A 25242-nucleotide genomic window follows, 5' to 3' on the forward strand; every position below is an offset into this window, starting at 1 on the left:
ACCATGGGGCTCCAAAGCGCATCGGAGCACCCCATGGCCCCCAGCATTACTTTTCTCGGTGCTGCCAGCACCGTGACTGGCTCCAAATACCTTGTTCGACACGAAGGGCACTGCGCGCTGGTGGATTGCGGCCTGTTCCAGGGCTACAAACAGCTGCGCTTGCGCAACTGGCAGCCCCTCGGCGTCGCCCCTGCACAAATCGATGCGGTGTTGCTGACCCATGCACATCTGGACCACAGCGGCTACCTGCCGTTGCTGGCGCGTGATGGCTTTCACGGCGCGGTCCATGCCACCGCCGCCACCCGCGAACTCTGTGGCATTTTGTTGCCCGACAGCGGCCATTTGCAGGAAGAAGATGCGGCGTATCTGAACCGCCACCATCTCAGCAAGCATTCGCCCGCGCTGCCGCTGTACACGCGGCTCGACGCGCAGCGCTGCCTGCGTCAGTTCCACAGCCACGCGCTGCACCGCAGCTTCGAGCCCGTGCCGGGTTGGCGCGCCACGTTCAGTTCCGCCGGGCACATTCTGGGCGCCGCCAGCATCCTGCTGGAAGTTGGCGGCCACCGCATTCTTTTTTCTGGCGATCTGGGCCGGGACGACGATCTTGTGATGGCGCCGCCCGAGGCGCCGCCGCAGGCCGACACGGTTCTTGTTGAATCGACCTATGGTGACCGCCAGCACCCCCCGGAAAACATGGTGGACGAACTGGGCGCAGTGTTGGCACCCGTCGCAAAGCGTGGGGGCGTCGCCGTGGTGCCGGTGTTTGCCGTAGGCCGCGCGCAGTCGGTACTGCACGCCATCAACCTGCTCAAAACGCGCGGGACGCTGCCACGACAGCTGCCCGTGTTTCTTGACAGTCCCATGGCCGTCAACACCACAGCCTTGTTTGCCCAGCATCCACAGGCGCACCGCCTCAGCACGCAAGAAGTGCATGCGCTTTCACACAGCGCCACCATGGTGCAGACCACCGAAGACTCCAAAGCCCTGGCCAAGCGCCACGGACCCATGGTGATTCTCTCCGCCAGCGGCATGGCCACAGGTGGGCGCGTGCTGCACCATCTCGCGCTGTACTCGGGCGATCACCGCAATCTGATCGTGCTCACGGGCCACCAAGCCCCCGGAACCCGGGGCGCCCGAATCGCTGCGGGCGAGAAGAGCATTCGTATCCATGGCCAGGACGTGGCTATCCGCGCCCAGGTGGCACAGATCGACTCCGCTTCCGCCCATGCCGATAGCGATCAGACGCTGGCCTGGCTGCGGCGCCTGGACCACGCTCCCAGGAAGGTGTTCGTGGTGCATGGAGAGATGGCTGCGGCCGACCGCTTGCGCGAACGCATTGCCCACGAACTCCATTGGCGAGCGCTGGTGCCCGAGCAAGGCGCCGTTCACTCGCTTTAGGGGCGGCTCCGTCACCGCGTATTTGCATTCCCCAGACATCGCACTTTGCGATGGCTTACTCGCATTTCTTAAAAGAAAATACAAAGACTTCGTTTTTCAAGGGGTCTTTTCTCCCATGTCCCGCTCTGAGCGCAACTTTGCGCGCCGTATCGACCTGACCTCGCTGCAGCTCTTTGTTGCGGTATGCGAGCTGGGAAGCATCGGGCGGGCGGCAGAGCGCGAATTTCTGGCGGCCTCGGCCGTCAGCAAACGGCTGGCGGACCTGGAAGCGGCCGTGGAAACCCCCCTGCTCTACCGCCACAGCCGAGGCGTGCGGCCTACGCCAGCCGGCGAGAGCCTGCTGCACCATGCGCGCACCGTGCTGTTCGGCCTGGAACGCATGCAGGGCGAGCTGGGCGAATACGCGGGTGGGGTGCGCGGCCACGTGCGCGTGCACGCCAACATTTCCGCCATCGTGGGATTTTTGCCGGAAGACCTGGGTGATTTTGCGCGCGCCCACCCCCATATCAAGATCGACCTGCAGGAACACCTGAGCGGCGCGGTGCAGCACGCTGTAAGCGAGGGCGCGGCCGATCTAGGCATCTGCCATCTGGGCACCGGCAGCACCGCCGCCGACTTGCAAACCCGGCCCTACCGCAGCGACCGGCTGGTGCTGGTGGTGCCTGACGGACACGCCCTGGCGGCACAGGACGCCGTGCAGTTCAGCGAAATGCTTGACTACGACATCGTCGGCCTGCACGCCAACAGCAGCATCAGCCTGGCAATGCGCGCAGCGGCCGCCACCGTGGGCCGAACGCTGCGCCAGCGCATTCAGGTGACGGGCGTGGACGCCATGTGCCGCATGATCGACAACGGACTGGGCATCGGTCTGCTGCCCGACCGTGCCTTTGACCTGCTGCGCGGTGTGGGCGAGCTGCACGCCGTGCCGCTGCTGGAGCCTTGGGCGGAGCGCGCCCTCAGCTTGGTAGCGCGCGATTTTGACGCCCTCCCCGTTACCGCCCACTTGCTGGCGCAGCACTTGGCCCCCGCTGCCCCAATCGAGCCCGACAAAACCTAAAATTCATCTCCCCACCAGAAAGAAGAGCACCCCATGGGACGCACCCTGTACGACAAGATCTGGGACGAGCACGTCGTCCATACCGAGGAGGACGGCACGTCCATCCTCTACATTGACCGCCATCTGGTGCACGAAGTCACCAGCCCCCAGGCGTTTGAGGGCCTGCGCCAGGCCGGACGCAAGGTCTGGCGAGCCAACTCCATCGTGGCCACCGCCGACCACAACACCCCCACGACGGGGTGGGAGCAGGGTTACGACGGCATCACCGACCCGATCAGCAAAGAGCAAATCACCACGCTGAACGACAACATGGCGAAAATTTCGCCGGCAGCGTTCTTCCCGTTCATGCACCAGCGCCAGGGTATCGTGCACGTCATCGGCCCGGAAAACGGCGCCACCCTGCCCGGCATGACCGTTGTCTGCGGCGATTCGCACACCTCCACCCACGGCGCCTTTGGCGCACTGGCGCACGGTATCGGCACCAGCGAAGTCGAGCACGTAATGGCCACGCAAACGCTGCTGGCCAAGAAGGCCAAGAATCTGCTGGTGCAGGTGAACGGCCAGGTGGCACCCGGCATCACCGCCAAGGACATCGTGCTGGCCATCATCGGCAAAATCGGCACCGCCGGCGGCACGGGCTATACGATTGAATTTTCTGGCCCAGCCATCCGCGCGCTCAGCATGGAAGGCCGCATGACGGTATGCAACATGGCCATCGAAGCCGGTGCCCGCGCCGGCTTGATCGCGGTGGACGAAAAAACCATCGACTACCTGCGCGGCAGGCCCATGGCGCCAGGCTACGACGCCAAAACCGGACGCTTCATTGGAGGCGTTGAATGGGATCAGGCCGTAGCGTATTGGCGCACCCTGCATTCCGACCCAGATGCAAATTTCGACGCGTTAGTCAACTTGAACGCCGCCGACATCGTTCCACAAGTCACCTGGGGCACCTCGCCCGAAATGGTGCTGGGCGTGGACGGCCACGTACCGGACCCCGACAAGGAAAAGGACGCCAGCAAACGCAGTGCGATTGAGCGGGCACTCACCTACATGGGTCTTCAGCCGGGCAAGGCCATGGACGACATCGCCATCGACAAAGTGTTCATCGGTTCGTGCACCAACAGCCGCATTGAAGACTTGCGCGAAGCCGCAGCCGTGGTGAAGAAGCTCGGCCGCAAAGTGGCAGCCAACGTTCGCCTTGCCATGGTGGTGCCAGGCTCAGGCCTCGTGAAACAGCAAGCCGAGCGGGAGGGGCTGGACACCATCTTCAAGGCCGCCGGCTTCGAATGGCGCGAACCGGGCTGCTCGATGTGCCTGGCGATGAACGCCGATCGCCTGGAGCCCGGCGAGCGCTGCGCGTCCACGTCCAACCGCAACTTTGAAGGCCGCCAAGGCTCGGGCGGACGCACCCATTTAGTGAGTCCCGCCATGGCCGCAGCCGCTGCCGTGCACGGCCACTTCGTGGATATTCGCAAGTTCGCCTGATTCTCACTCCCCATTCGACTGAAGGAGCTTGTCATGAAAAAGACCGCAATCCTCTTCATCTTGTCGCTGGCCTTTGTGCTGGCCGGCTGCAACACCGTCAAGGGCGTGGGCCAGGACATCGGCCGCGCCGGCAGCGCCATTGAGCGCGCCGCCAAATAAGAAAGCCCAGCATGCAGAAATTCACTACCCACAAGGGCCTCGTCGCCCCCATGGACCGCGAGAACGTCGACACCGACGCCATCATTCCCAAGCAGTTCCTCAAATCCATCAAAAAGACCGGTTTCGGCGTCAATCTGTTTGACGAATGGCGCTACCTGGACCACGGCGAGCCCGGCCAGGACCCGGCCGCTCGCCGCCCCAACCCCGATTTCGTGCTGAACCAGCCGCGCTACCAGGGCGCCTCCATCCTGCTGGCGCGCAAGAACTTCGGCTGCGGTTCCAGCCGCGAGCACGCGCCCTGGGCGCTGGACCAGTACGGCTTTCGCTGCGTGATCGCGCCCAGCTATGCCGACATCTTCTTCAACAACTGCTTCAAGAACGGCCTGCTGCCGATTCAGCTGCCAGAAGCCACCGTGGCCCAATTGTTCGACGAAGTGCTGGCCTTCCCCGGCTACCAACTCACCATCGACCTGGAACGCCAGGTGGTCGTGCGCCCGCAGGGGCAGGAAATTCCGTTTGAAGTGCAGGCGTTTCGCAAGTACTGCTTGCTGGGCGGGCTGGACGACATCGGCCTGACGCTGCGCCAGACGGACAAGATCAAAGCCTTTGAAGCCGAGCGCCTGGCTACCAAGCCCTGGCTGGCACGCAGCATGGCGTCCTAACTGAAAAATACCATTCAAATTGGCCTCTAGCGCTTACTGGATAAGCGCAATTAGCTATTAAAAACAGAGTAAATAATGAAAATCGCAGTGTTGCCGGGTGACGGCATTGGCACAGAAATCGTCGCCGAGGCCATCAAGGTGCTCGATGCGCTTGACCTCCCCTTCGAGATGGAATCGGCCCTGGTGGGCGGCACCGCCTTTGAAGCGCACGGCCACCCCCTGCCCGAATCCACCCTCAAGCTCGCCAAGGAGGCCGACGCCATCCTGTTTGGCGCCGTGGGCGACTGGAAGTACGACAAGCTCGACCGGCCACTGCGCCCCGAACAGGCCATTTTGGGTCTGCGCAAAAACCTGGGCCTGTTCGCCAATTTCCGCCCTGCCATCTGCTACGAGCAGCTGGTGGGGGCGTCAAGCCTCAAGCCCGAGCTGATTGCAGGCCTGGACATCCTCATCATCCGCGAGCTCACCGGCGACATCTACTTCGGCCAGCCGCGCGGCCGCCGCGTGGCCGCCGACGGCCATTTCCCCGGTGCCGAGGAAGCCTTCGACACCATGCGCTACAGCAAGCCGGAAATCGAACGCATCGCCCACGTGGCGTTTCAGGCGGCACGCAAGCGCAGCAAGCGCGTGACCAGCGTGGACAAGGCCAACGTACTGGAAACCTTCCAGTTCTGGAAAGACGTCATGACGGAAGTCGGCCAGCAATACCCCGACGTCGCGCTGGACCACATGTACGTGGACAACGCCGCCATGCAGCTCGTGAAGGCGCCCAAGGCGTTTGACGTGATCGTCACCGGCAACATGTTTGGCGACATCCTGAGTGACGAAGCCTCGATGCTCACCGGCTCCATTGGCATGTTGCCCTCGGCGTCGCTGAATGCCAAAAATCAGGGCCTGTACGAGCCCAGCCACGGCAGCGCGCCGGACATCGCGGGCAAGGGCGTGGCCAACCCGCTGGCCACCATCCTGTCCGCCGCGATGATGCTGCGCTTCAGCCTGAACCAGGAAGCCGCCGCCCAGCGTATTGAGACCGCCGTGCAAAGTGTGCTGGGCCAAGGCCTGCGCACGCCGGATATCTTTAGTGCAGGCACGACCAAGGTGGGCACGGCAGAAATGGGCGATGCGGTGGTGAAGGCACTGGGCTGAGAGCGCAAAGCGCACCCAGCTGCCCGGTGCAGATCAAGTGCTCTGCACCGCAGCAAACACGCGCAGGAAGTTCCCGCCAATCAATTTCGCCACCTCGGGCTCCCGCATGCCGCGCTTCAATAATCCGGCCACATAGACCGGCAAATTCGCATAGGTATCGAAGACCGGCTTGTAGTTGGCATCCATGTCGGTTCCCAGACAGACGTGGTCGATGCCGACATGGTCCACCAGTTCAAAGGTGCGATCCACAAAGCCGTTGAGATCCACGATGCCGATTCCGGCAGGCCAGGCCCCCAGCACGCCACCGCCTGTCTCGGCTACGGCCTTGGCCAGATCGAGGGAGATGAACCGCGGGTGGTGCAGCTTTTCGCTCTGCACGTGTACGTGCGAGGCCATCACGGGCTTGGACGACGCACGAATGGCGCCCATGGCGGTGGCTTCCGATGCGTGGGCAACGTCCACCAGCATGCCAATGGCATTCATGGCCTTGACTACAGCCACGCCGGCATCGCTCAGCTTTCCGTGGACGGGGGCACCGGTGATGATGTCGCCCAACTCGTTGTTGCGGTAGTGCATGAGCGTGATGGACCGCACCCCGTCTGCGTAGGCCTCGGCCACACGTTCCGGTTTGCCTTCAAGGAAATCTCCGCCTTCGACGGTCAGGAACGCGCCGGGCTTGCCCGAAGCCTTGGCGGCCTGAAAATCCGCCAAGGTTTTGATGGGCCGAACCAGGCCACTTTCGGTCAGTGCCTGGAGCTTGCCAATTTGCCGCTTGTAGCTCGTCCAGGCTTCGCCAGGGGCGAAGTTGCGTACCGCCGTCAATCCTTCGCCTGCGGTGCCAAGCGTCTGGAAATCTGAAACGGCGGCAAAAGCAGCGGCGGTCAAACCGCCCGCTTGCATATCGGCAATCGTTCTTTTCTCAAACGTTCCCAGCTTGGCGTAGACCCAGACCAGCCCAGACAGATTTTCTGCTCCATCCACAAAGGTCCGGCCCGGGTGGGCGTGGGCATCAATCGACGGATGGTGCGAGAGCAATGCGCGCGCCCGTACCAACTCTTCCGGCGTGATGTCAAAGCCAATGGGCGCAGGCCTGGGATGCTTGATGAGATAGCCGCCAACGCCAACCGCAGCCAAAGCCACGCCGCCGCCAGCCAGCACGAGACGCCGCGTCAATCTGCCCATGGCAAATCCTTGAAAGTTTCGGTTCCAGTCATTTTGACTCCCCGTGAGCTGTGGCTGAACATCAGGTGCCGACCTGCTGGAGCATTTGTCGGCCACACGCACGCCACCACTGTAAGTCTCGCAAGACTCCAGTCCAGTAGAATCTGGCTCTATGTTTGCCGCCCGCCCGTTCCCTCTGAACACCGCGAATGCCATCTCGGCAGGCGTGGCCGTGCGCGCAAGCACCAGCAAAACCACGACCATTAAGGGCTGATCCAGCTCCGGTTCGTCGTGCGCCCTCCCTGGCCAGACGAGCCGGGGCAAAACAGTCTGGTTTGACACTGTTTTTAACTTCGATAAGGGGCGTTGAAATGAGCAAGTTGGTAGGACTCGTCGGCTGGCGCGGCATGGTCGGCTCGGTGTTGATGGACCGCATGTCCGAAGAAAAGGACTTCGACCTGATCGAGCCGCTGTTCTTCTCCACATCGAATGCTGGCGGCACAGCCCCGGCGATGGCCAGGAACGAAACCACGCTGCAGGACGCGTTCAACATTGACGCCCTCAAGCGCTGCGACATCGTCCTCACTGCCCAGGGCGGCGACTACACCAACGCGGTCTATCCCAAGCTGCGCGCCGCCGGTTGGAACGGTCACTGGATCGACGCGGCATCCGCCCTGCGCATGGAGCAAAACGCCGTCATCGTTCTCGACCCGGTCAATATGCCGGTCATCAAGAACGCCCTGGCCCAGGGCGGCAAAGACTGGATTGGCGGCAACTGCACCGTCAGCTGCATGCTGATGGGCGTCGGCGCCCTCTACAAGGCCGGCCTGGTGGAATGGATGAGCACGCAAACCTACCAGGCCGCATCGGGCGGCGGCGCGCAGCACATGCGCGAGCTGCTGACGCAGTACGGCACGCTGAACGCTGAAGTGAAGGCGCTGCTCGACGACCCCAAGAGTGCCATTCTGGAAATCGATCGCAGGGTCATCGCCAAGCAGCGCGCGCTCACCAGCGCCGAGACGGCCAATTTTGGCGTTCCCCTGGGCGGCAGCCTGATTCCCTGGATCGACAAGGATCTGGGGGACGGCATGTCCAAAGAAGAATGGAAGGGAATGGCCGAGACCAACAAGATCCTGGGCATGGGCGAAGGGTTTGACTCGGCTGCCATTCCCGTCGATGGCTTTTGCGTGCGCGTGGGGGCCATGCGCTGCCACAGCCAGGCGCTGACCTTCAAGCTCAAGAAAAACGTACCCGTGGCCGACATCGAAGCCATGATCGCTGCCGACAACGAATGGGTGAAGGTCGTTCCCAACACCCGCGAAGCCACCATCCGGGACCTCACGCCGGTGGCCGTCACCGGCACCATGCAGATTCCCGTAGGCCGAATCCGCAAGCTGGTGATGGGGCCGGATTACGTGGGTGCATTCACGGTGGGCGATCAGTTGTTGTGGGGCGCCGCCGAGCCGCTGCGCCGGATGCTGCGCATCCTTCTGGACGCCTGACGGAGCCCGAAAAAGCGCCGCAACACAGAAGCACCTGGTTACGCTCGTTGTCGCGAGACAACAGCCTGAGGCATCGCGACGCCTTCGCGGTGCCTGCCTGAAGCTTCCCCATTCCCTTAGCTTGTCACTGCAAAACATTGCTGCTATGGTGCTTTTACACATTTTCTAACGCCGGAGCGGAGCGGGCAAAAGACCATGAAAAACGACAATCCGCGCGGCGGCGCCACCCTTTCCCATCAGTTAATGGCAACCATGCATCGTTGGAAATTCTCTGCGCTGGCGGCTGCCACGCTTGCGTCTGTGGCTCTGTACGCTCCAGACGCTCTTGCACTCGCCTTGGGGCCCATCACGGTACAGTCCGCACTGGGTGAACCCTTGCGCGCAGAAATCGATTTGCCGCGCATCACGCCGGCGGAAGCGGAGTCGCTCAAGGCCACGACGGCCAGTTCGGAAACCTTCCGCAGCCAGGGGCTTGAATACTCCAGCGCCATTTCCCAATTGCGGATCGCACTGCAGCGCCTGCCAGATGGCCGCTCTGTGCTTCGAGTCAGCAGCGACAAGCCCGTCAACGAGCCCTTTGTCGATCTGGTGATTGACGCGACCTGGGCCACGGGTCGCATCACACGCAGCTACACCATGCTGTTTGACCCGCCTGCGCTGCGCCGCGCTGCGCCCGCAGTCACTGCGGCGCCGCAAATCAGTGCGCCGCAGCAGCCCGCAGCACGCACGTCGGCCGTGATGGCTCCGCGCCCGGCCGCCCCGGCGCGCCTGGCTCCAACGGTTGACACCGAATCGCCGGACAGCGTGAGCGTGAAGGCGGGCGACACCGCTGGTCGCATTGCCAACGCGCATCGGCCACGCAATGTCTCACTTGACCAGATGCTTGTCGCCCTGCTTCGCGCCAACCCGGACGCTTTCATGGGGAACAACGTCAACCGCCTCAAGGCCGGCGCCGTGCTGCAGTTGCCCGACGCCGCACAAGCTGGCGCTACGCCAGCAGCCGAAGCGCGCCAGACGATTGCCGCTCAAAGTCGTGACTTCAACGACTACCGACGAAAACTGGCGGGTGCTGCCGCAACGGCGGAGACTGCGGCCGCAGGCCGCAGCGAAAGCGGTCGCGTGCAGGCACAGGTGCAGGAGCAAACTCCCGCCAGCACATCGCCCGACAAACTCACGCTGTCCAAAGGTGCGGTCAAGGGCAGCAAGGCCACGCCCGAGGCTCTGGCCGCTCGCAAACAGGCCAACGAAGCCTCGGCGCGCGTCGAAGAGCTCTCCAAGAACATCAGCGAACTGAATAAACTTGCTGCCGCAGATGCGGGCAGCTCACCCTCTGCCGCGACCGGTGCGGTCGGCACCGAAGCGCCCGGCCCAGCCGTCACTGCTCCCGGCGCTGCCGCTTTGCCTGCAACGTCGACAACGGCCACAGCAGGTACTGACGTCCCTGCGGCTCCTGCGGCAGCTGCCAGCGCATCCGCGCCCGAGGCCGCTTCGCCAGCCCCTGCAGCCAGCAGTTCATCGCCCGCCGAAACAGCGTCTGCTCCCGGCACCATCGCCACCAGTGAAATGGTGCCGGCGCCGGCAGCAACACCCGCCTCCCAACCCGAAGCCGCACCTCCGGCACCCGCAGCCCCGATGGAAGAGCCCAGCTTCATCGATGGCCTATTGGAGGAGCCCCTGATTCCCGCAGCAGCCCTGCTCCTGCTCCTGCTGCTCGGTTATGGCGGCTATCGCGTGGCGCAAAACCGGCGGTCCAGCGCGGGCGTTGACAGCTCGTTCCTGGAAAGCAAGCTTCAGCCCGACTCATTCTTTGGCGCCAGCGGCGGTCAGCGTGTGGATACTGCCGGCAGCGACAGCTCGACCGGCTCGTCGATGGCCTATTCTCCCAGCCAGCTTGACGCAGGCGGTGATGTGGATCCGGTGGCTGAGGCCGACGTCTACCTGGCCTATGGCCGCGATCTGCAGGCCGAAGAAATTTTGAAGGAAGCGATCCGTCACAATCCGGACCGAATTTCCGTACATGCCAAGCTGGCTGAAATTTATGCCAAACGCCAGGACCGCAAAGCATTGGAAGTTGTCGCCAAAGATATCTACCGCATTTCCAACGGCCAAGGCACGGACTGGAACCGCGTCAGCGAACTTGGGCGCGAGCTTGATCCGGACAATCGGTTTTACCAACCCGGTGGCCAGACGGTTGAGGCCCCCGAGTTCACGCCCCCCAGCAGTTTTGCCAGCACCTACGGGGCATCCGAAGGGCCACCGTCACTGCCGGCCGATCTGGACCTTGATCTGGATCTCGACTTGCCCGACGATGCTCTGACGGATGCGCCGCCCGCACACACCCCGGCTGCGGGGGCGACGGGCACGCCTGCTGCTGCAGGGAGCTTTGCTGCAGCAGCGGCAGCGGCGGCGGCCACTGCAAGCGAGCCAGCCGAGACACTTCCACCGGCACAAGAGCCCGCGTGGACGCCTCCCACCGGACCGGCGCCCTTGGCACAAGCACCTTCCGTGCAATCCGACGATCTCGATTTCCCGATGGACCTGCCTTCACTCGACACACAGCCTCAACCGTTGGACGTTAGCGCACCTGCGCCCTTCGTTCCATCTGATTCGGGTCTGATGGATTTTGATCTGGACCATTTGTCGCTGGATCTCAACGCCACCGATGCAGCAGGAGCTGCGACAGAACGCGCGCCGGCGGAAGCTTCGCCCGAAGTTCCGGAAGACCCGCTCGCCACCAAGCTTGCTCTTGCGCATGAATTCAACGCGATCGGCGACAGCGACGGTGCACGCACGCTGATAGAAGAAGTCATCGCAGAATCGGGCGGCGAGCTCAAGGCGCGTGCCCAGCGCATGCTCAGCGAGTTGAACTAAGCGCACGGCATTGAGCTGCCGGATCGCCCTGGGCCTGAGCTACAGCGGCCAGCATTACAGCGGCTGGCAGAGCCAGAGCTCGGGCAATACGGTTCAGGACCAGCTTGAAGCGGCATTGGCCCGCTTCTCCGCAGACGGAAAGGCTCGCATTTCGACCATCTGCGCTGGTCGCACCGACGCTGGCGTACACGGCCTGATGCAGGTGGTGCATTTCGATGCCCCGGTGCGGCGCCCCGACTCTGCGTGGGTACGCGGCACCAATCGTTTTCTCCCCCCCGACATCGCCGTGCAGTGGGCACGGGCCGTACCCCAGGGCTTCCACGCCCGCGCCAGTGCCACGGCGCGCCGCTATGCCTATGTGCTACTCCAGTCGCCGGTGCGCCCAAGCGTGGAGACCGGGCGCGTGGGCTGGGTGTTTCGCCCGCTCGACGGCGATGCCATGTCTCAGGCGGCGCGCATGCTGGAAGGTGAACACGATTTCAGCTCCTTTCGCGCTGCTGCCTGCCAGGCGCTCTCGCCCGTCAAGACGCTGCAGCCCATTCGCATCACGCGGCGTGGTGCTGCGGCCGCAGAGAGTTGCTATTGGCACTTCGAGTTCGAGTCCAACGCGTTTTTGCACCACATGATCCGCAATATTATGGGTTGCCTGATTGCTGTGGGCCAGGGCAGCCAGCCGCCCGAATGGATCGCCGAGGTACTTCAGGCACGCTCGCGCAAGATGGCGGCGCCTACCTTTTCGCCCGATGGCTTGTATTTTCTGGGGCCGGTGTACGCGCAATCGTGGGGTCTGCCCGCACGAACCGCTGCGTATGATTGGCTGCCATGAAAGCACAACTTGCCCTCACGCCCGCTCCGGCCCGCACGCGCATCAAGATCTGCGGTCTGACGCGCGAACAAGACGTGGATGCGGCGGTAGCCGCAGGGGCCGACGCCATCGGTTTTGTGATGTATGCCCCGAGCCCACGTTTCGTGACACCGGCGCGCGCAGCCAAACTGGCGGCACGCCTGCCGCCGTTTGTCACACCTGTGCTGCTGTTTGTCAACGAGAGTGCTATCAACGTGATAGCTGCAAGCGCTTATGTACCAGGCGCTACGCTCCAATTTCATGGAGATGAAACGCCGGAAGACTGCTGGGCATCCAGCAATCAGGGAGCCCGGACTTTCCTGCGCGCCGCGCGCATACCCCTGGGCGACAGCGGGGCACGTTTCCCCCTCGTAGAATATGCCCAGCAATTCTCCCGCGCTCATGCCATCTTGCTCGACGCCCATGTCGAAGCCTATGGCGGCAGCGGCAAGGCATTCAATTGGTCACTTCTTCCTCCAAGCGTAAACGCTCACCTCGTCTTAAGTGGTGGACTCTCGCCTGCAAACGTGGGCGATGGGATTTTGGCGCTCCGGCCGCGCTGCACATCGCTCGCGGTTGACGTCAGCTCCGGCGTGGAATGCGATGCTCCTGAGGGTGGAACCCAAAAGGGCATCAAGGACGCCGAAAAGATCCAACGTTTCGTCGCCGCCGTGCGTGCGGCCGACGAACTCTTTGCCAGGAACACCCATGTTTGAATACCAGCAGCCCGACGCGTCGGGCCATTTCGGCAGCTATGGCGGCAGCTTTGCCAGCGAAACACTGACCTTTGCCTTGCAGGAACTGAAGGACGCCTACGCGCGCTACCAGCACGATCCTGCCTTTCTGGCCGAATTCGCTTACGAACTGAACCACTTCGTCGGTCGCCCTTCCCCGGTTTACCACGCAGCGCGCACCAGCCAGGAGCTTGGCGGCGCGCAGATCTACCTCAAGCGCGAAGACCTGAACCACACCGGCGCGCACAAAATCAACAACGTCATCGGCCAGGCCATGCTCGCCAAGCGCATGGGCAAGCCGCGCATCATTGCCGAGACCGGCGCCGGCCAGCATGGCGTCGCCACGGCCACCATCTGCGCGCGTTACGGGCTCGAATGCATCGTTTACATGGGCGCCGAAGACGTCAAGCGCCAGAGCCCCAACGTCTACCGCATGAAGCTGCTGGGCGCCACCGTGGTGCCGGTCGATTCCGGCAGCAAGACGCTGAAAGACGCGCTGAACGAGGCCATGCGCGATTGGGTGGCCAACGTGGACAACACCTTCTACATCATCGGCACCGTCGCCGGCCCGCACCCCTACCCCATGATGGTGCGTGACTTCCAGAGCGTGATTGGCACCGAATGCCTGACGCAGATGCCGCCGATGCTGGCCGAGCAAAAAGTCGCTGCCGAGCAGCCCGATGTGGTGCTGGCCTGCGTCGGCGGCGGCAGCAACGCCATGGGCATCTTCCACCCCTACATCCCCTACGAAAAGACGCGCCTGATTGGCGTTGAGGCCGCGGGCGAGGGCCTGGACAGCGGCAAGCATTCGGCCAGCCTGCAGCGTGGGTCGAGCGGCGTGCTGCACGGCAACCGCACCTTCATCCTGCAGGACGAAAACGGCCAGATTACCGAGACACACAGCATCAGCGCCGGGCTCGACTACCCCGGCGTCGGCCCCGAGCACGCCTGGTTGCAGGAGATTGGCCGCGCCGAATACGTTGGCATCACCGACGCCGAGGCACTCGCCGCCTTCCACCACCTGTGCCGCACCGAAGGCATCATCCCGGCGCTGGAGTCGAGCCACGCCTTTGCCTACGCCATGCAGCTTGCCAAAACCATGCGCCCTGACCAATCCATCCTCGTGAACCTCTCTGGCCGGGGCGACAAGGACATCGGCACCGTCGCCGACCTGTCGGGAGAAGACTTCTATGACCGCCCTTCCATGCGCGGCTTGAGCGTCAAGGGTGCGGGAGGCAAACCATGAACCGCATTGCAACCACGTTCGAACAACTGGCAAGCCGAGGCCGCAAGGCCTTGATCCCCTACGTGACCGCCGGATTCCCCTTTGCCGACATCACCCCCGCACTGATGCACGGCATGGTGGGGGCGGGTGCCGACGTGATCGAGCTGGGCGTGCCGTTTTCCGACCCCATGGCCGACGGCCCGGTGATCCAGAAGGCGGGTGAGAAGGCGTTGGCGCTCGGTGTCGGCCTCAAGCAGGTGCTGGGCTATGTGCGCGAATTTCGTGAAGAGAACCAAGCCACACCCGTCGTGCTGATGGGCTACGCCAACCCGGTGGAGCGTTACGACCAGATCCACGGTTCCGGCGCCTTTGTGAACGATGCAGCGGCGGCCGGCGTCGATGGCGTGCTCATCGTCGACTACCCACCCGAAGAGTGCGAGAACTTTGCGGCTGCACTGCGGGCAAAGGGCATGGACCTGATCTTCCTGCTGGCCCCCACCAGCAGCGACGAGCGCATGGCGCAAGTGGCACGGGTCGCCAGCGGCTACGTGTACTACGTGTCGCTCAAAGGCGTCACCGGTTCCGGCACGCTTGATACCGCCGCCGTCGAGGCCATGCTGCCGCGCATTCGCAAGCAAGTCAGCATTCCAGTCGGTGTCGGCTTTGGCATTCGCGACGCCGCCACGGCCCAGGCCATCGGCAAAGTGGCCGATGCGGTGGTGATTGGCAGCCGCATCATCCAGTTGCTGGATGGCCAGCCGCACGAAAAAGTCGTGCCGGTCGCGGTGGACTTCCTGCGGGGAATTCGCAAGGCGCTCGACGCATAATAAGCAGCACCCCCTGAGCGGCTGCGCCGCTTCCCCCTTCTCTCATCGCTGCGCGATGGGAAGGGGGACGCCACCAGCGCGGCGGGGCGGCCCTTGCGCGGTGGCCCTGATCTGGGGCACGCCAATTCCAAGGCCGCGTCGCCACTGGCTCATTCATACAGAGGTATACATATGTCCTGGCTAGAAAAACTCCTCCCCGCCAAGATTCAGCAAACCGACCCCAACGTGCGCCGGCAAATGCCCGAAGGCCTGTGGATCAAGTGTCCTAGTTGCGAAGCCGTGCTCTACAAGAACGATCTGGAGCAGAACCAGAACGTCTGTCCGCAATGCGGCCACCACCACCGCATTGGCGCGCGGGCCCGGCTCGACGCGTTCCTGGACCCGGAAGGCCGCTACGAGATTGGTCAGGAAGTCATCCCGGTCGATGCGCTCAAGTTCAAGGACAGCCGCAAGTATCCCGAGCGCCTGAAGGAAGCGCTGGAGAACACCGGCGAGACGGATGCGCTGATCGTTATGGGCGGCGCGGTCAAAAGCATCAACGTCGTCGTCGCCTGCTTTGAGTTCGACTTCATGGGCGGCTCCATGGGCAGCGTGGTCGGCGAGCGCTTTGTGCGCGGCGTCGAGACCGCCATTGAACAGAAAGTGCCCTTCATCTGTTTCACCGCCACCGGCGGCGCGCGCATGCAGGAGGGGCTGCTGTCGCTCATGCAGATGGCCAAGACCAATGCCGCCCTCACCCGCCTGGCCAAGAAGGGCCTGCCCTACATCAGCGTGCTGACCGACCCGACCATGGGCGGCGTGAGCGCGGGCTTTGCGTTTCTGGGCGACATCGTGATTGCCGAGCCCAAAGCGCTGATTGGCTTTGCCGGCCCCCGCGTGATCGAATCGACCGTGCGCGTAACCCTGCCCGAGGGCTTCCAGCGCGCCGAGTTCTTGATGCAAAAGGGTGCGGTGGACCTCATCAGCGACCGGCGTGAACTGCGCAACACCATCGCCCAAAGCTTGGCGATTCTGCAGCGCCTGCCTGCGGACGCGGTGGCCTGAGACCGATCCAGGATTACTACTGAATTAATAGCTGTTAGCGCATACAGGCAAAGCGCTAGAGCCAATTTTTATTCAGATTTTCAGCGCCACAGCGATACCTGCAGATTGCCCAACACCATCAGCAGCACCTGCAGCAGCACGAGCAGCACCAACGGCGACAAATCGACGCCGCCCAAAGGCGGAAGCAGGCGCCGCACCGGACGCAGAATCGGCGCCGCCAGCCGATCAATCACGTCCGTCATTTGCGAGCGCGACTGCATCCAGGACATCACGGCATGAACGATGAGCAAGCCCATGGTGGCGCTGATCGCAACGCGCAACAGACCAAAGAGCGCCATCCAGGGCAACCAGGCCCAGGCTGCCCCTGCACCCAAGACGATCCAGAGCACCAGGTATTGCACAAGTTGCACCAGCATGGCGGCCACCAGACTGGCCCAGTCGAAGGCGCGCGCGGGCGGAATGGCGCGGCGCAGCGGCAGGATCAGCCAGTCGGTCAGTGCAAACACCAGTCTGCCGACCGGGTTGCCAAAGGGCACGCGCTGCCACTGCATATACAGGCGCAACAGGCAAGCACCTGTCAGCAGGCCTCCCACTACGTCGAGCAAGAACGAAACAATCTGATAAAGCATGGGGGCGGGTTTCCTCTAGTTCGCTGCGGCATGGGATGATATCGACAAGCATGACCAAGCCCCTCTCGCTGACCTCACTGCCGCTGTTCCCGCTGGAATCGGTGCTCTTCCCTGGCGGCATGCTGGCGCTGCGCGTCTTTGAGGTGCGCTATCTCACCATGGTGCGTAAATGCTTTGAGGCGGGCGCACCCTTTGGCGTGGTGTGCCTGCAAAGCGGCACAGAGGTGCGCCGTGCCGGAGCCCCGACCGACCAGCTCTGCGCGGTAGGCACCCTCGCCCATGTCGAATTGCTCGAATCACCCCAGGCCGGCCTGCTGCTGGCGCGCTGCCACGGCAGCCAGCGCTTTCGCCTGCAACGCCAGACGCAGCTGCCCCATGGCCTGTGGATTGCCGACGTGGAACAGATTCCCGACGACATGCCTACGACCATCCCCGAACATCTGGTTGCCACTGCCCGGCTGCTGGCTCCCGTGCTCAGCAGCCTGCACGAACGACAGGGAGCAACACTTGGAGCCAATGCGACGGCCGGGCAATTGGCCGACAGTGGCTGGGTGGCCAATCGCTGGTGTGAGCTGCTGCCCATGCCGATGGACCTGAAGCAGCGGATGATGGAGTTGGAGAACCCTCTGGTACGACTTGAATTGGTGGCCGACATGCTGGAGAGCACGGGGATTGCCCCCGACTCCTGACCCGCCCGGTGCACCACATGGAGCTCGTTCGGAACCTGGGCCGCCAGCAAACTTAAAATGTCGGGTTTGGCGCACGCGCCATGCCCCTGCCTGCAGCCAGGCTGCCCCATCACCAGCGCTTCCCATGTCTGACACCCAACCCGCCCCCATCGCCCCTGCCATCGACGAAAACCAGCTGATCGCCGAGCGCCGCGAAAAGCTCCGCGCCCTGCGCGAAGCCCAGGCCCAGGGCGGCGGCGTGAGCTTTCCGAACGATTTCAAGCCGCTTCACCATGCGGCCGACCTGCACGCGCTGCATGGTCAGAGCTCGGCCGAAGCCCTGGAGGCGGCGCCTGTCAAGGTCAGCGTGGCCGGCCGCATGATGCTCAAGCGCGTGATGGGCAAGGCGAGCTTTGCCACCGTGCAGGATGGTTCGCTCGGCGCCCACGGCGGGCGCATTCAGCTGTACATCACGCGCGACGCACTGGGCGAAGACCTGTACGCTGCTTTCAAGCATTGGGATCTGGGCGACATCATTGGCGCCGAAGGCAAGCTCTTCAAGACGCGCACCGGCGAGTTGTCGATTCAGGTCAGCCAGCTGCGCCTCTTGACCAAAAGCCTGCGCCCCATGCCCGACAAGTTCCACGGCATTGCCGACCAGGAAGTCAAATACCGCCAGCGCTATGTCGATCTGATGATGGACGAAGTGGCGCGCCAGCGCTTTGTCGCGCGCAGCAAGGCCGTCAGCAGCATCCGCGAGTTCATGGTGCAGCACGGTTTTCTGGAAGTCGAGACGCCGATGCTGCATCCGATTCCCGGCGGCGCGAACGCCAAGCCTTTCACCACACACCACAACGCACTCGACCAGGAAATGTTCCTGCGCATCGCCCCTGAGCTGTACCTCAAGCGCTTGCTGGTGGGCGGTTTTGAGCGGGTGTTCGAGATCAACCGCAACTTCCGCAACGAAGGCATCTCGGTGCGCCACAACCCCGAGTTCACCATGATGGAGTTCTACGCGGCCTACTGGAACTACCAGGACCTGATGGGTTTCACCGAAGAACTGGTGCGGGACGCCGCACAGAAGGCCGTGGGCAGCCTGCAGCTGTCGTACCAGGGCCGCACCGTCGACCTGGCCCAACCGTTTGCACGCCTGACGATTCGCGAAGCCATCTTCCAGTACACCGAAGCCGGCGCCCATGTGGACGACGCCGCCTGGCTGATCAGCGCGCTGAAAAAACTGGGCATGAACGAGGAAAAGAACCGGCTCTCGGCGCGCAGCCTGGCCAGCCTGCAGGTGCTGTACTTCGAGGAAACGGTGGAAGACCAGCTGTGGCAACCCACTTTCATCATGGAGCACCCGACCGAAATCTCGCCCCTGGCGCGCGCCAACGATCTGCGCCCCGAAGTGACCGAGCGGTTTGAGCTGTACATCACCGGCCGCGAATTCGGCAACGGTTTTTCGGAGCTGAACGACGCTGAGGACCAGGCGGCGCGCTTTCACGCACAAGTCGAGGCCAAAGATGGCGGCGACGATGAAGCCATGTACTTTGACCACGACTTCCTGCGTGCGCTGGAATATGGCATGCCGCCGGCCGGTGGCTGTGGCATCGGCATTGACCGCTTGATGATGCTGCTGACCGACAGCCCCAGCATTCGCGACGTGATCTTGTTCCCCGCTCTGCGGCGCGAGGCCTGATGCTGCGGCGCGGCAGCGACTTTGCTACGGTATGCGGCATTCTTTGAGGCTCTACCTGCCCGAGTGGGCGCAGGACTGGCTAGACGTCATCGTTCCTGCGCTGCAGATCGCGCTGATCGTTTTCTGCGCCTGGCTGCTGCATCGCATGCTGCGCCGACTGGTGCGCCGCGCAAGCGCGCATTACGGCCTACCCGCCGACATGAGCATGCTGGCCAACGGCGTGCTGCGCTGGGCGATTTTGCTGGCGACGACACTGCTGGTGCTGGAGCGCCTGGGGGTTTCGGCTGCGGTCATGTGGACCGCCTTCACCGGCTTTGCCACCGTGGCGGCGGTGGCTTTTTTTGCCGCGTGGAGCGTGCTTTCCAACCTCTTCTGCGCCATGCTGATCTTCACGGTGGGGCCGTTTCGTGTCGGCGACGTGATCGAGGTGCTGGACACGCAGGACACGGGCGGCGCGCGCGGCCGGGTCATCGACATTAACCTGCTCTACACCACGCTGGAAGACGTGGCGCCGGGCACTGCGGGCACCTTGCTGCAAATCCCGAACACGATGGTCTTTCAGCGTGTGGTGCGGCGCTGGCGGCCGGGCCAGGCAGTGTTAGAGCCGATGCCAAAGAAGCCTGCCGACACCCTGGAGTAGGCCCTCAGGGGAGGAGTTCCAGCGCACGTTGGTAGCGGGCCTCAAACATCAGCTCATCCCAGGCCACGGGCGGCGTTTGCGGCAGCAAGGCCAGGCGGCGTGCCTCGCTGGCCGGGTTGCACTGCCAGGCGCGCTGCTGCTGCAGTTGCATGAGCCCATCGAGCAGCGCATCCACAGGCTCGCCCTGCCCCTCGCTTTGGTTGCACAACAACACCAGATCGCAACCGGCCTGCAGAGCGGCATGGGCCGCCTCTGCGTGTGAAACCACCTGGCCGTCCAGACGCCGGGCGCCCTCCATGCTCAGATCGTCGCTAATGACCGCTCCCTCGAAACCCAGGCGCGTGCGCAGAATGTCCGTAATCCAGCGCTGCGAAAAGCACGCCGGTCGCGCATCGACGCGCGAATAGACCACGTGCGCCGGCATCACGGCGCTGAGCACGCTGGAGAGCCAGCCATAGGGCGCGGCGTCGTCCTGCAGGATGGCGCCGAGGCTGCGCCGATCCACGGGCAGGTCGGTGTGCGAGTCGGCCGTGACAAAACCGTGGCCGGGAAAGTGCTTGCCGCAATTGCCCATGCCCGCCTGGAGCAGGCCCAGCATGAGCGCGCGCGCCAGGGTGGCCACCACGCGCGCGTCCGGATGAAACGCCCGGTTGCCGATTACGCCGCTGCGGGATCCCCCGCCATCCTGCTGCCAGTCGAGATCGAGCACCGGCGTGAAGCTGAAATCGACACCGCAAGCGCGCAGCTCACTGGCGAGCACATAGCCGGCCGCCGTGGCGGCGTCCTGCGCGCGCATGGCGCCGCTGCCGGGGCCGGTCTTGCCGTCCTGCATCCACAGCGTGCCCAAGGCGCGCATGGGCGGCAACTGGGTGAAGCCGTCGCTGCGAAAGCGCTGCACGCGGCCACCCTCGTGGTCCACGCAGATGAGCAGATCACCGCGCACATCCTTGATGGCCGCTGTGAGGTCGAGCAATTGCGCGCGGTTGTCCCAATTGCGGGCAAACAAGATGATGCCGCCGACCAACGGGTGGGCGAGACGACGGCGGTCGGTGGCGCTCAGCTGCGTGCCGGCAACATCAATGAGGAGCGGTGCATGTTCAGTCATGGAAATGTTTGCAAGTTGTTTTGTTGGAGCGGATCGACCGCAGATGGGAGCTGCGGCGCCATGCGCTCGACGACGCAGAAGCTGGCGGCGTAGTCGGTTTCATCCGTCACGCTGAGGTGCGCCGTGAGGCCACGCGCATCGAACCAAACTTTGAGCCCCCCGTGCAGCACGATGACGGGCTGGCCGCTCGCCAGCTTGGCGACTTCACAGGCACGCCAGGTCATGGGCATGCGCATTCCCAAGCCCACGGCCTTGCTGAAGGCCTCTTTGGCAGAAAACCGCGTGGCAAGGTAGCGCACGCCGCGATCGGGCCAGCGCGCCTGGCGTTCGCGCCAGGTGGCCAGTTCGCCATCGGCGAGCACTTTTTCAGCAAAGCGTTCGCCGTGGCGCAAGAGGCTGGCCGCGATGCGGCGCACGTCGCAGATGTCGGTGCCGATACCATAGATCATGAGATTTCAAACAAAATCGGGCTCCAGCGCTCGTTCCACATGAGTTTCACGCTATCAATCTTGAATGTGAACATTGCAACCCTCTGAGATGCAAGCCAGGTAGGCCTGGACGGTAGCGTGATAGCCCAGCTCCAGCGCGTCGGCAATCAGGGCGTGGCCAATGGAAACTTCTTGCAGGCCCGGCACGCCGCGCACAAACGCGGCCAGGTTGTCCTGGTTCAGATCGTGTCCGGCGTTCACCGCAAGCCCTGCGTCCAGCGCCGCCTGGGCGGCGGCGCGGTAGCGCTCCAGCTCGGCGTCCTGCTGCGGCGTGCCCCAGGCAGCCGCATAGGGTTCGGTATAGAGCTCCACCCGATCGGCCCCCACGGCGCGTGCGGCGGCCATGGCCTCCGGCAGTGGGTCCATGAACAGGCTCACACGCACGCTCAGCACGTGGCATTCGGCAATCAGCGGTGCCAGGCGCTCGGCATCCTGCGGAAAGCTCCAACCGTGGTCGCTGGTGAACTGATCTTCGCTGTCGGGCACGAAGGTGGCCTGCTGCGGACGCACCTGGCGGATGAATTCCATCAGGTTGTGCGAAGGATTGCCTTCGATGTTGTATTCGCGCTGCGGCCAGGACTTGAGCAGTTGGGCAAGATCATGCACGTCATGTGCGCGAATATGGCGCTCGTCTGGGCGGGGATGAACCGTGATGCCTTGGGCACCCGCCTGCAGGCAAATCTCCGCGGCGCGCAAAACGCTGGGAATGCCCAGATGCCGCGTATTGCGCAGCAGCGCCACCTTGTTGACGTTGACCGAAAGCGCGGTGCGGTGGGGTGTAGAAGAAGAGGTCATAGAGCAGGTGGGCCAAGAGGCTTTGGCGCAAGGTCAGAGCGCCTGCACGTCCATCATGAATTGGCGGGTGCGCAAGCGCGGGCTACCGCAATGGTATTGCAGCAGCGCACGCAGTTGGGGCTTGAGTTCAAAGGCCACCGGCGCGCAGGCATGCAGCAGGGCCGTCAATGCCGCCCCCTCCTGCAGCGCCTGCGCCAGCAGCAGCCACTGGGCGCCGCGCAGGCTGGCGCGCTCGCCTTGCCCCGCCGTGCGCAGGCCCCCTTCGGCCACCAGTGCGTAGCGCCCAGCAGGGTCAAGCGCATGCTGCGTCAGCGTTTGCACGTCGAGCGCAGGCAGCAGGCCCACTTCGCGCAGCAGCACCAGCTCGAACAGGCGCAGCACCGGCTCCAGCGCCTCGCCATGCTCGCTGGCCAGCACCTGCACTACGGCCGCATAGTGGTCAAACAGGAACGCGTGCGGGTCGCCGCGTGCCAGCAGGCGCAGCAGCAATTCGTTCAGGTACAAGCCCGAGAGCAGCGCGTCGCCCGTGGGCATGATGTGGCCGCCCACCCATTCGGCGCCCTTCAAGGTGTGGATCTCGGCCTCGCCCCCGGCGCTTTGCGTCCAGCCCAGGTGCAGGGGCTGCAGCGGCAGCAGCACCGGGCGAAAGTTGGAACTGGGTTTCTTCGCCCCCTTGGCCACCAGTGCAGTGCGCCCATGGTTGCGGGTGAACACTTCCAGGATCAGGCTGGACTCGCTCCAGTCATAGCGGTGCAGGACGAAAGCGGGTTCATTGGAAAAGCGGCGCGGAGGCATTACGCTATTGTTTCAGTAGCTAACAGCGTTTACTACATAGGCGCTAGAGGCCAATATCATTCAAACCCGAAACACGTTTGCGGCGCCTGCACTCGCTCGGTGCCATGCCAGTGACACCGTGGAACCGGCTTTGCCGGGCCGCCGGTGGCGTCCCCCTCCCGCAGGAGAGGGGGACGCGGCGCAGCCGCTCAGGGGGTGACTCTTATTCATACCCGAAGGACCGCACCCGCGCTTCGTCGTCCGCCCAGCCACTGCGCACCTTGACCCAGATTTCGATGAACACCTTGGCGTCCATGAGCTTTTCCAGCTCCTGGCGGGTTTCGGTGCCGATGCGCTTCAAGCGTTCGCCCTTGTCGCCGATCACCATGGCCTTGTGGCTGTCGCGCTCGACGACGATGGTCGCGGCAATGCGCACCAGGCGCTTGTGCTGCTTGCTTTTCTCTTCACTGAACTGGTCGATCACGACCGTGGACGTATAGGGCAGCTCGTCGCCGGTAAAGCGAAACAGCTTTTCGCGGACCGTCTCGCTGGCAAGGAATTTTTCGCTGCGATCGGTCAGTTCGTCCTCGCCGTACCACCAGGCCTGCTCGGGCAGGTACTTCGCGCAAATGCCGTACAGCCGCTCGACGTCGCCCTTGTTCTTGGCCGACATCGGCACGAACTCGGCAAATGGATGGCGCTCCTGCATGCTCTTGAGCCAGGGCGCAATCTCGGCGCGGCGGTGGATGTTGTCGAGCTTGTTGGCAATCAAGAGGGTCGGGATGCCGGGCTTGAACAGCGAGAGCACCTTGGCGTCGGCCAGGGTAAAGCTGCCGGCCTCGACAACGAACAAGATCAGATCCACGTCACCGATGGCGCCCATCACCGTTTTGTTGAGCGACTTGTTGAGCGCCGTTGCGTGGCGCGTCTGAAAGCCCGGGGTGTCGACGAAGATGAACTGCGTCCGCTCGCGCGTATGGATGCCGGTGATGCGGTGGCGCGTGGTCTGCGCCTTGCGCGACGTGATGCTGATCTTCTGCCCCACCAGGGTGTTGAGCAGCGTGGATTTGCCCACGTTGGGCTTGCCGACAATGGCAATCACGCCGCAGCGCTGGCCGGCTGCAGCCGCTTCACTCGCCCCACCCGTTTCACCCACCGCCGCAGGTCGGCTGGCCGCCAGCATGGATTCAAGGTCGTTTTGGCCTCCAGCGCTTATCTCATCGGAAGGAGCCGCTTCGTTGTTTGTAGCATCGGTCATTATTTTTTCGCCTGGAGTTGGGCCAACACGGCAGCGGCCGCAGATTGTTCGGCCGCACGGCGGGAAGCCCCGCTGCCGCGCGCAGCCAGCGCGAGTTCGCCAATGCGGCATTCGACTTCAAAAGATTGCCGGTGCGCCGCGCCGGTGGTCTCTACCACCCGATACTCTGGAAGCTTCATGCGCCGGCCCTGCAGCCATTCTTGCAAGGCCGTTTTGGCGTCTCGGGAAGCTGCCTGCATCTGGGGGCTGATCTCCACACCCTCAAACAAACGCCATACCAACTCGGTGGCGGCCTGAAAGCCGGCATCCAGATACACCGCGCCAATAACGGCTTCGAGCGCATCGGCGAGCATGGAAGGCCGCGTCTTGCCGCCCGAGCGTGCCTCGCCTTCGCCCACGCGCAGCACCTGCGGCAAACCGAGCTTCACAGCCAAGCCGTGCAAGGTATCCTGCTTGACCATGTTGGCCCGAACGCGCGAGAGATCGCCCTCGGGCTGGCTGGCCAAGCGCTCATACAGCAGGCTGGAGACCGCCAGGTTGAGCACCGAATCGCCCAAAAATTCCAGTCGCTCGTTGTGGTCGCTGCTGGCGCTGCGGTGGGTGAGCGCGCGCGTCAGCAGAGCCGGGTTGGAAAATGCATGCTGCAAGCGCTGTTGCAGCGAAACCAGTGCCGGAAGCACCTATTCGGACTGCAGATCGAAGCGGTATACCAGGTAAGCTGGCCCAGCCAGAGCAATCTCACGCGAGTATTTGGCGCGAACCACCACCTTGTCGCCACGCTTGCCAACTTCCAGATCCTTGCCACCGATGGTAAAGATGTCATCAATTGCGGCGGCCCGATCAAAGCTGCCTCGAATTTCCGGCACAGTGGTGCCTTCCTTCGCGGCCTTGTTGATGGCCTTTTGAATGGCGTGCGATTCAAGGAAGACCGGCACCGACTGGCCGCCGATGGCAAAGGCCGCCACGGCCAGCAAGCCGATGAAGATGACGCCGATAAAGGACAGGCCGCGCTGGCGCGAGCGGCTGGCTGTGCGATGCAGTTTCATGGTATTCAATCTCCCGTTCTTGTTTGCA

The 25242-nt window shown here is 63.6% G+C and carries 25 protein-coding genes; 16 read left to right on the forward strand and 9 right to left on the reverse strand.

Going from position 1 to position 25242, the window contains the following annotated elements; genetic code table 11:
- Positions 1–33: 33 nt before the first annotated feature.
- From C6571_RS02820 to leuB, 6 genes are all read left to right on the forward strand, one after another.
- A complete protein-coding gene (locus tag C6571_RS02820) occupies positions 34–1398 on the forward strand; it encodes an MBL fold metallo-hydrolase (RefSeq protein ID WP_106448005.1) in 1365 nt (454 codons plus the stop codon).
- 115 nt (positions 1399–1513) lie between these two features.
- Positions 1514–2455: a LysR family transcriptional regulator gene (locus C6571_RS02825; RefSeq protein WP_106445344.1), complete on the forward strand. Its 942-nt coding sequence runs from the start codon at positions 1514–1516 to the stop codon at positions 2453–2455.
- Between the two features lie 33 nt (positions 2456–2488).
- Complete coding sequence (leuC, locus tag C6571_RS02830; protein ID WP_106445345.1) at positions 2489–3940, forward strand: 3-isopropylmalate dehydratase large subunit; 1452 nt, start codon at positions 2489–2491, stop codon at positions 3938–3940.
- 33 nt (positions 3941–3973) lie between these two features.
- Positions 3974–4099, forward strand: a complete 126-nt coding sequence (locus C6571_RS02835) for an entericidin A/B family lipoprotein (protein ID WP_106445346.1) — start codon at positions 3974–3976, stop codon at positions 4097–4099.
- An 11-nt stretch (positions 4100–4110) separates the two neighbouring features.
- Positions 4111–4761 carry a 3-isopropylmalate dehydratase small subunit gene (gene leuD, locus C6571_RS02840; RefSeq protein ID WP_106445347.1) on the forward strand — a complete coding sequence of 217 codons (651 nt, stop codon included), beginning with the start codon at positions 4111–4113 and terminating at the stop codon, positions 4759–4761.
- A gap of 75 nt (positions 4762–4836) precedes the next feature.
- The gene (gene leuB / locus C6571_RS02845) at positions 4837–5907 is read left to right on the forward strand and encodes a 3-isopropylmalate dehydrogenase (RefSeq protein ID WP_106445348.1); all 1071 of its coding nucleotides are present in this window, start codon (positions 4837–4839) and stop codon (positions 5905–5907) included.
- 33 nt (positions 5908–5940) lie between these two features.
- Here the strand turns inward: leuB and C6571_RS02850 are convergent, their stop codons facing one another.
- Positions 5941–7089, reverse strand: coding sequence for a dipeptidase (locus C6571_RS02850; RefSeq protein WP_170094664.1), 1149 nt, complete (start codon positions 7087–7089; stop codon positions 5941–5943).
- Positions 7090–7439: 350 nt separating this feature from the next.
- Between C6571_RS02850 and asd the strand changes: the two genes are divergently transcribed.
- The 7 genes from asd to accD all read left to right on the forward strand — a co-directional run bounded on the left by asd (position 7440) and on the right by accD (position 16115).
- Positions 7440–8570 carry an aspartate-semialdehyde dehydrogenase gene (gene asd / locus C6571_RS02855; RefSeq protein ID WP_106445350.1) on the forward strand — a complete coding sequence of 377 codons (1131 nt, stop codon included), beginning with the start codon at positions 7440–7442 and terminating at the stop codon, positions 8568–8570.
- Between the two features lie 252 nt (positions 8571–8822).
- On the forward strand, positions 8823–11441 hold the full coding sequence (locus C6571_RS02860; protein ID WP_106448006.1) for a motility hub landmark protein FimV: 2619 nt from the start codon (positions 8823–8825) through the stop codon (positions 11439–11441).
- Positions 11442–11451: 10 nt separating this feature from the next.
- Positions 11452–12267, forward strand: coding sequence for a tRNA pseudouridine(38-40) synthase TruA (gene truA, locus C6571_RS02865; RefSeq protein WP_106445351.1), 816 nt, complete (start codon positions 11452–11454; stop codon positions 12265–12267).
- On the forward strand, positions 12264–13001 hold the full coding sequence (locus C6571_RS02870; RefSeq protein WP_106445352.1) for a phosphoribosylanthranilate isomerase: 738 nt from the start codon (positions 12264–12266) through the stop codon (positions 12999–13001). The genes truA and C6571_RS02870 overlap by 4 nt, the downstream gene beginning before the upstream one ends.
- The gene (gene trpB, locus C6571_RS02875; protein WP_106445353.1) at positions 12994–14265 is read left to right on the forward strand and encodes a tryptophan synthase subunit beta; all 1272 of its coding nucleotides are present in this window, start codon (positions 12994–12996) and stop codon (positions 14263–14265) included. Before C6571_RS02870 ends, trpB begins: the two co-directional genes overlap by 8 nt.
- Complete coding sequence (gene trpA / locus C6571_RS02880) at positions 14262–15071, forward strand: tryptophan synthase subunit alpha (protein WP_106445354.1); 810 nt, start codon at positions 14262–14264, stop codon at positions 15069–15071. Before trpB ends, trpA begins: the two co-directional genes overlap by 4 nt.
- A 171-nt stretch (positions 15072–15242) precedes the next feature.
- The gene (accD, locus tag C6571_RS02885) at positions 15243–16115 is read left to right on the forward strand and encodes an acetyl-CoA carboxylase, carboxyltransferase subunit beta (protein WP_106445355.1); all 873 of its coding nucleotides are present in this window, start codon (positions 15243–15245) and stop codon (positions 16113–16115) included.
- 80 nt (positions 16116–16195) lie between these two features.
- On the opposite strand, the gene C6571_RS02890 is transcribed toward accD, so the two are convergent.
- Positions 16196–16744, reverse strand: coding sequence for a YggT family protein (locus C6571_RS02890; protein WP_106445356.1), 549 nt, complete (start codon positions 16742–16744; stop codon positions 16196–16198).
- 50 nt (positions 16745–16794) lie between these two features.
- On the opposite strand from C6571_RS02890, the gene C6571_RS02895 reads away from it, so the two are divergent.
- The 3 genes from C6571_RS02895 (at position 16795) to C6571_RS02905 (ending at position 19748) form a co-directional block, all read left to right on the forward strand.
- On the forward strand, positions 16795–17433 hold the full coding sequence (locus C6571_RS02895) for an LON peptidase substrate-binding domain-containing protein (protein WP_106445357.1): 639 nt from the start codon (positions 16795–16797) through the stop codon (positions 17431–17433).
- A 124-nt stretch (positions 17434–17557) separates the two neighbouring features.
- Positions 17558–19108 carry a lysine--tRNA ligase gene (lysS, locus tag C6571_RS02900; protein ID WP_106445358.1) on the forward strand — a complete coding sequence of 517 codons (1551 nt, stop codon included), beginning with the start codon at positions 17558–17560 and terminating at the stop codon, positions 19106–19108.
- Between the two features lie 31 nt (positions 19109–19139).
- Positions 19140–19748: a mechanosensitive ion channel family protein gene (locus tag C6571_RS02905; protein WP_106445359.1), complete on the forward strand. Its 609-nt coding sequence runs from the start codon at positions 19140–19142 to the stop codon at positions 19746–19748.
- A 4-nt stretch (positions 19749–19752) separates the two neighbouring features.
- On the opposite strand, the gene nagZ is transcribed toward C6571_RS02905, so the two are convergent.
- The 7 genes from nagZ to C6571_RS02940 all read right to left on the reverse strand — a co-directional run bounded on the left by nagZ (position 19753) and on the right by C6571_RS02940 (position 25214).
- Positions 19753–20853 (reverse strand): beta-N-acetylhexosaminidase, encoded by a 1101-nt coding sequence (gene nagZ / locus C6571_RS02910; RefSeq protein ID WP_106445360.1) that lies wholly within the window; start codon positions 20851–20853, stop codon positions 19753–19755.
- The gene (gene acpS / locus C6571_RS02915; protein WP_106445361.1) at positions 20850–21302 is read right to left on the reverse strand and encodes a holo-ACP synthase; all 453 of its coding nucleotides are present in this window, start codon (positions 21300–21302) and stop codon (positions 20850–20852) included. The genes nagZ and acpS overlap by 4 nt, the downstream gene beginning before the upstream one ends.
- A 54-nt stretch (positions 21303–21356) precedes the next feature.
- Positions 21357–22136: a pyridoxine 5'-phosphate synthase gene (locus C6571_RS02920; RefSeq protein WP_106445362.1), complete on the reverse strand. Its 780-nt coding sequence runs from the start codon at positions 22134–22136 to the stop codon at positions 21357–21359.
- A gap of 33 nt (positions 22137–22169) precedes the next feature.
- The gene (recO, locus tag C6571_RS02925) at positions 22170–22931 is read right to left on the reverse strand and encodes a DNA repair protein RecO (RefSeq protein WP_106445363.1); all 762 of its coding nucleotides are present in this window, start codon (positions 22929–22931) and stop codon (positions 22170–22172) included.
- A 202-nt stretch (positions 22932–23133) separates the two neighbouring features.
- Positions 23134–24168 carry a GTPase Era gene (era, locus tag C6571_RS02930; RefSeq protein WP_106445364.1) on the reverse strand — a complete coding sequence of 345 codons (1035 nt, stop codon included), beginning with the start codon at positions 24166–24168 and terminating at the stop codon, positions 23134–23136.
- Positions 24168–24848: a ribonuclease III gene (gene rnc, locus C6571_RS02935; RefSeq protein WP_106445365.1), complete on the reverse strand. Its 681-nt coding sequence runs from the start codon at positions 24846–24848 to the stop codon at positions 24168–24170. Before rnc ends, era begins: the two co-directional genes overlap by 1 nt.
- Positions 24849–25214, reverse strand: coding sequence for a DUF4845 domain-containing protein (locus tag C6571_RS02940; protein WP_106445366.1), 366 nt, complete (start codon positions 25212–25214; stop codon positions 24849–24851). It lies immediately after the preceding gene.
- Positions 25215–25242 lie beyond the last annotated feature (28 nt).

It is taken from the genome of Simplicispira suum, assembly GCF_003008595.1.
GTDB classification, from domain to species: Bacteria; Pseudomonadota; Gammaproteobacteria; order Burkholderiales; family Burkholderiaceae_C; genus Simplicispira; species Simplicispira suum.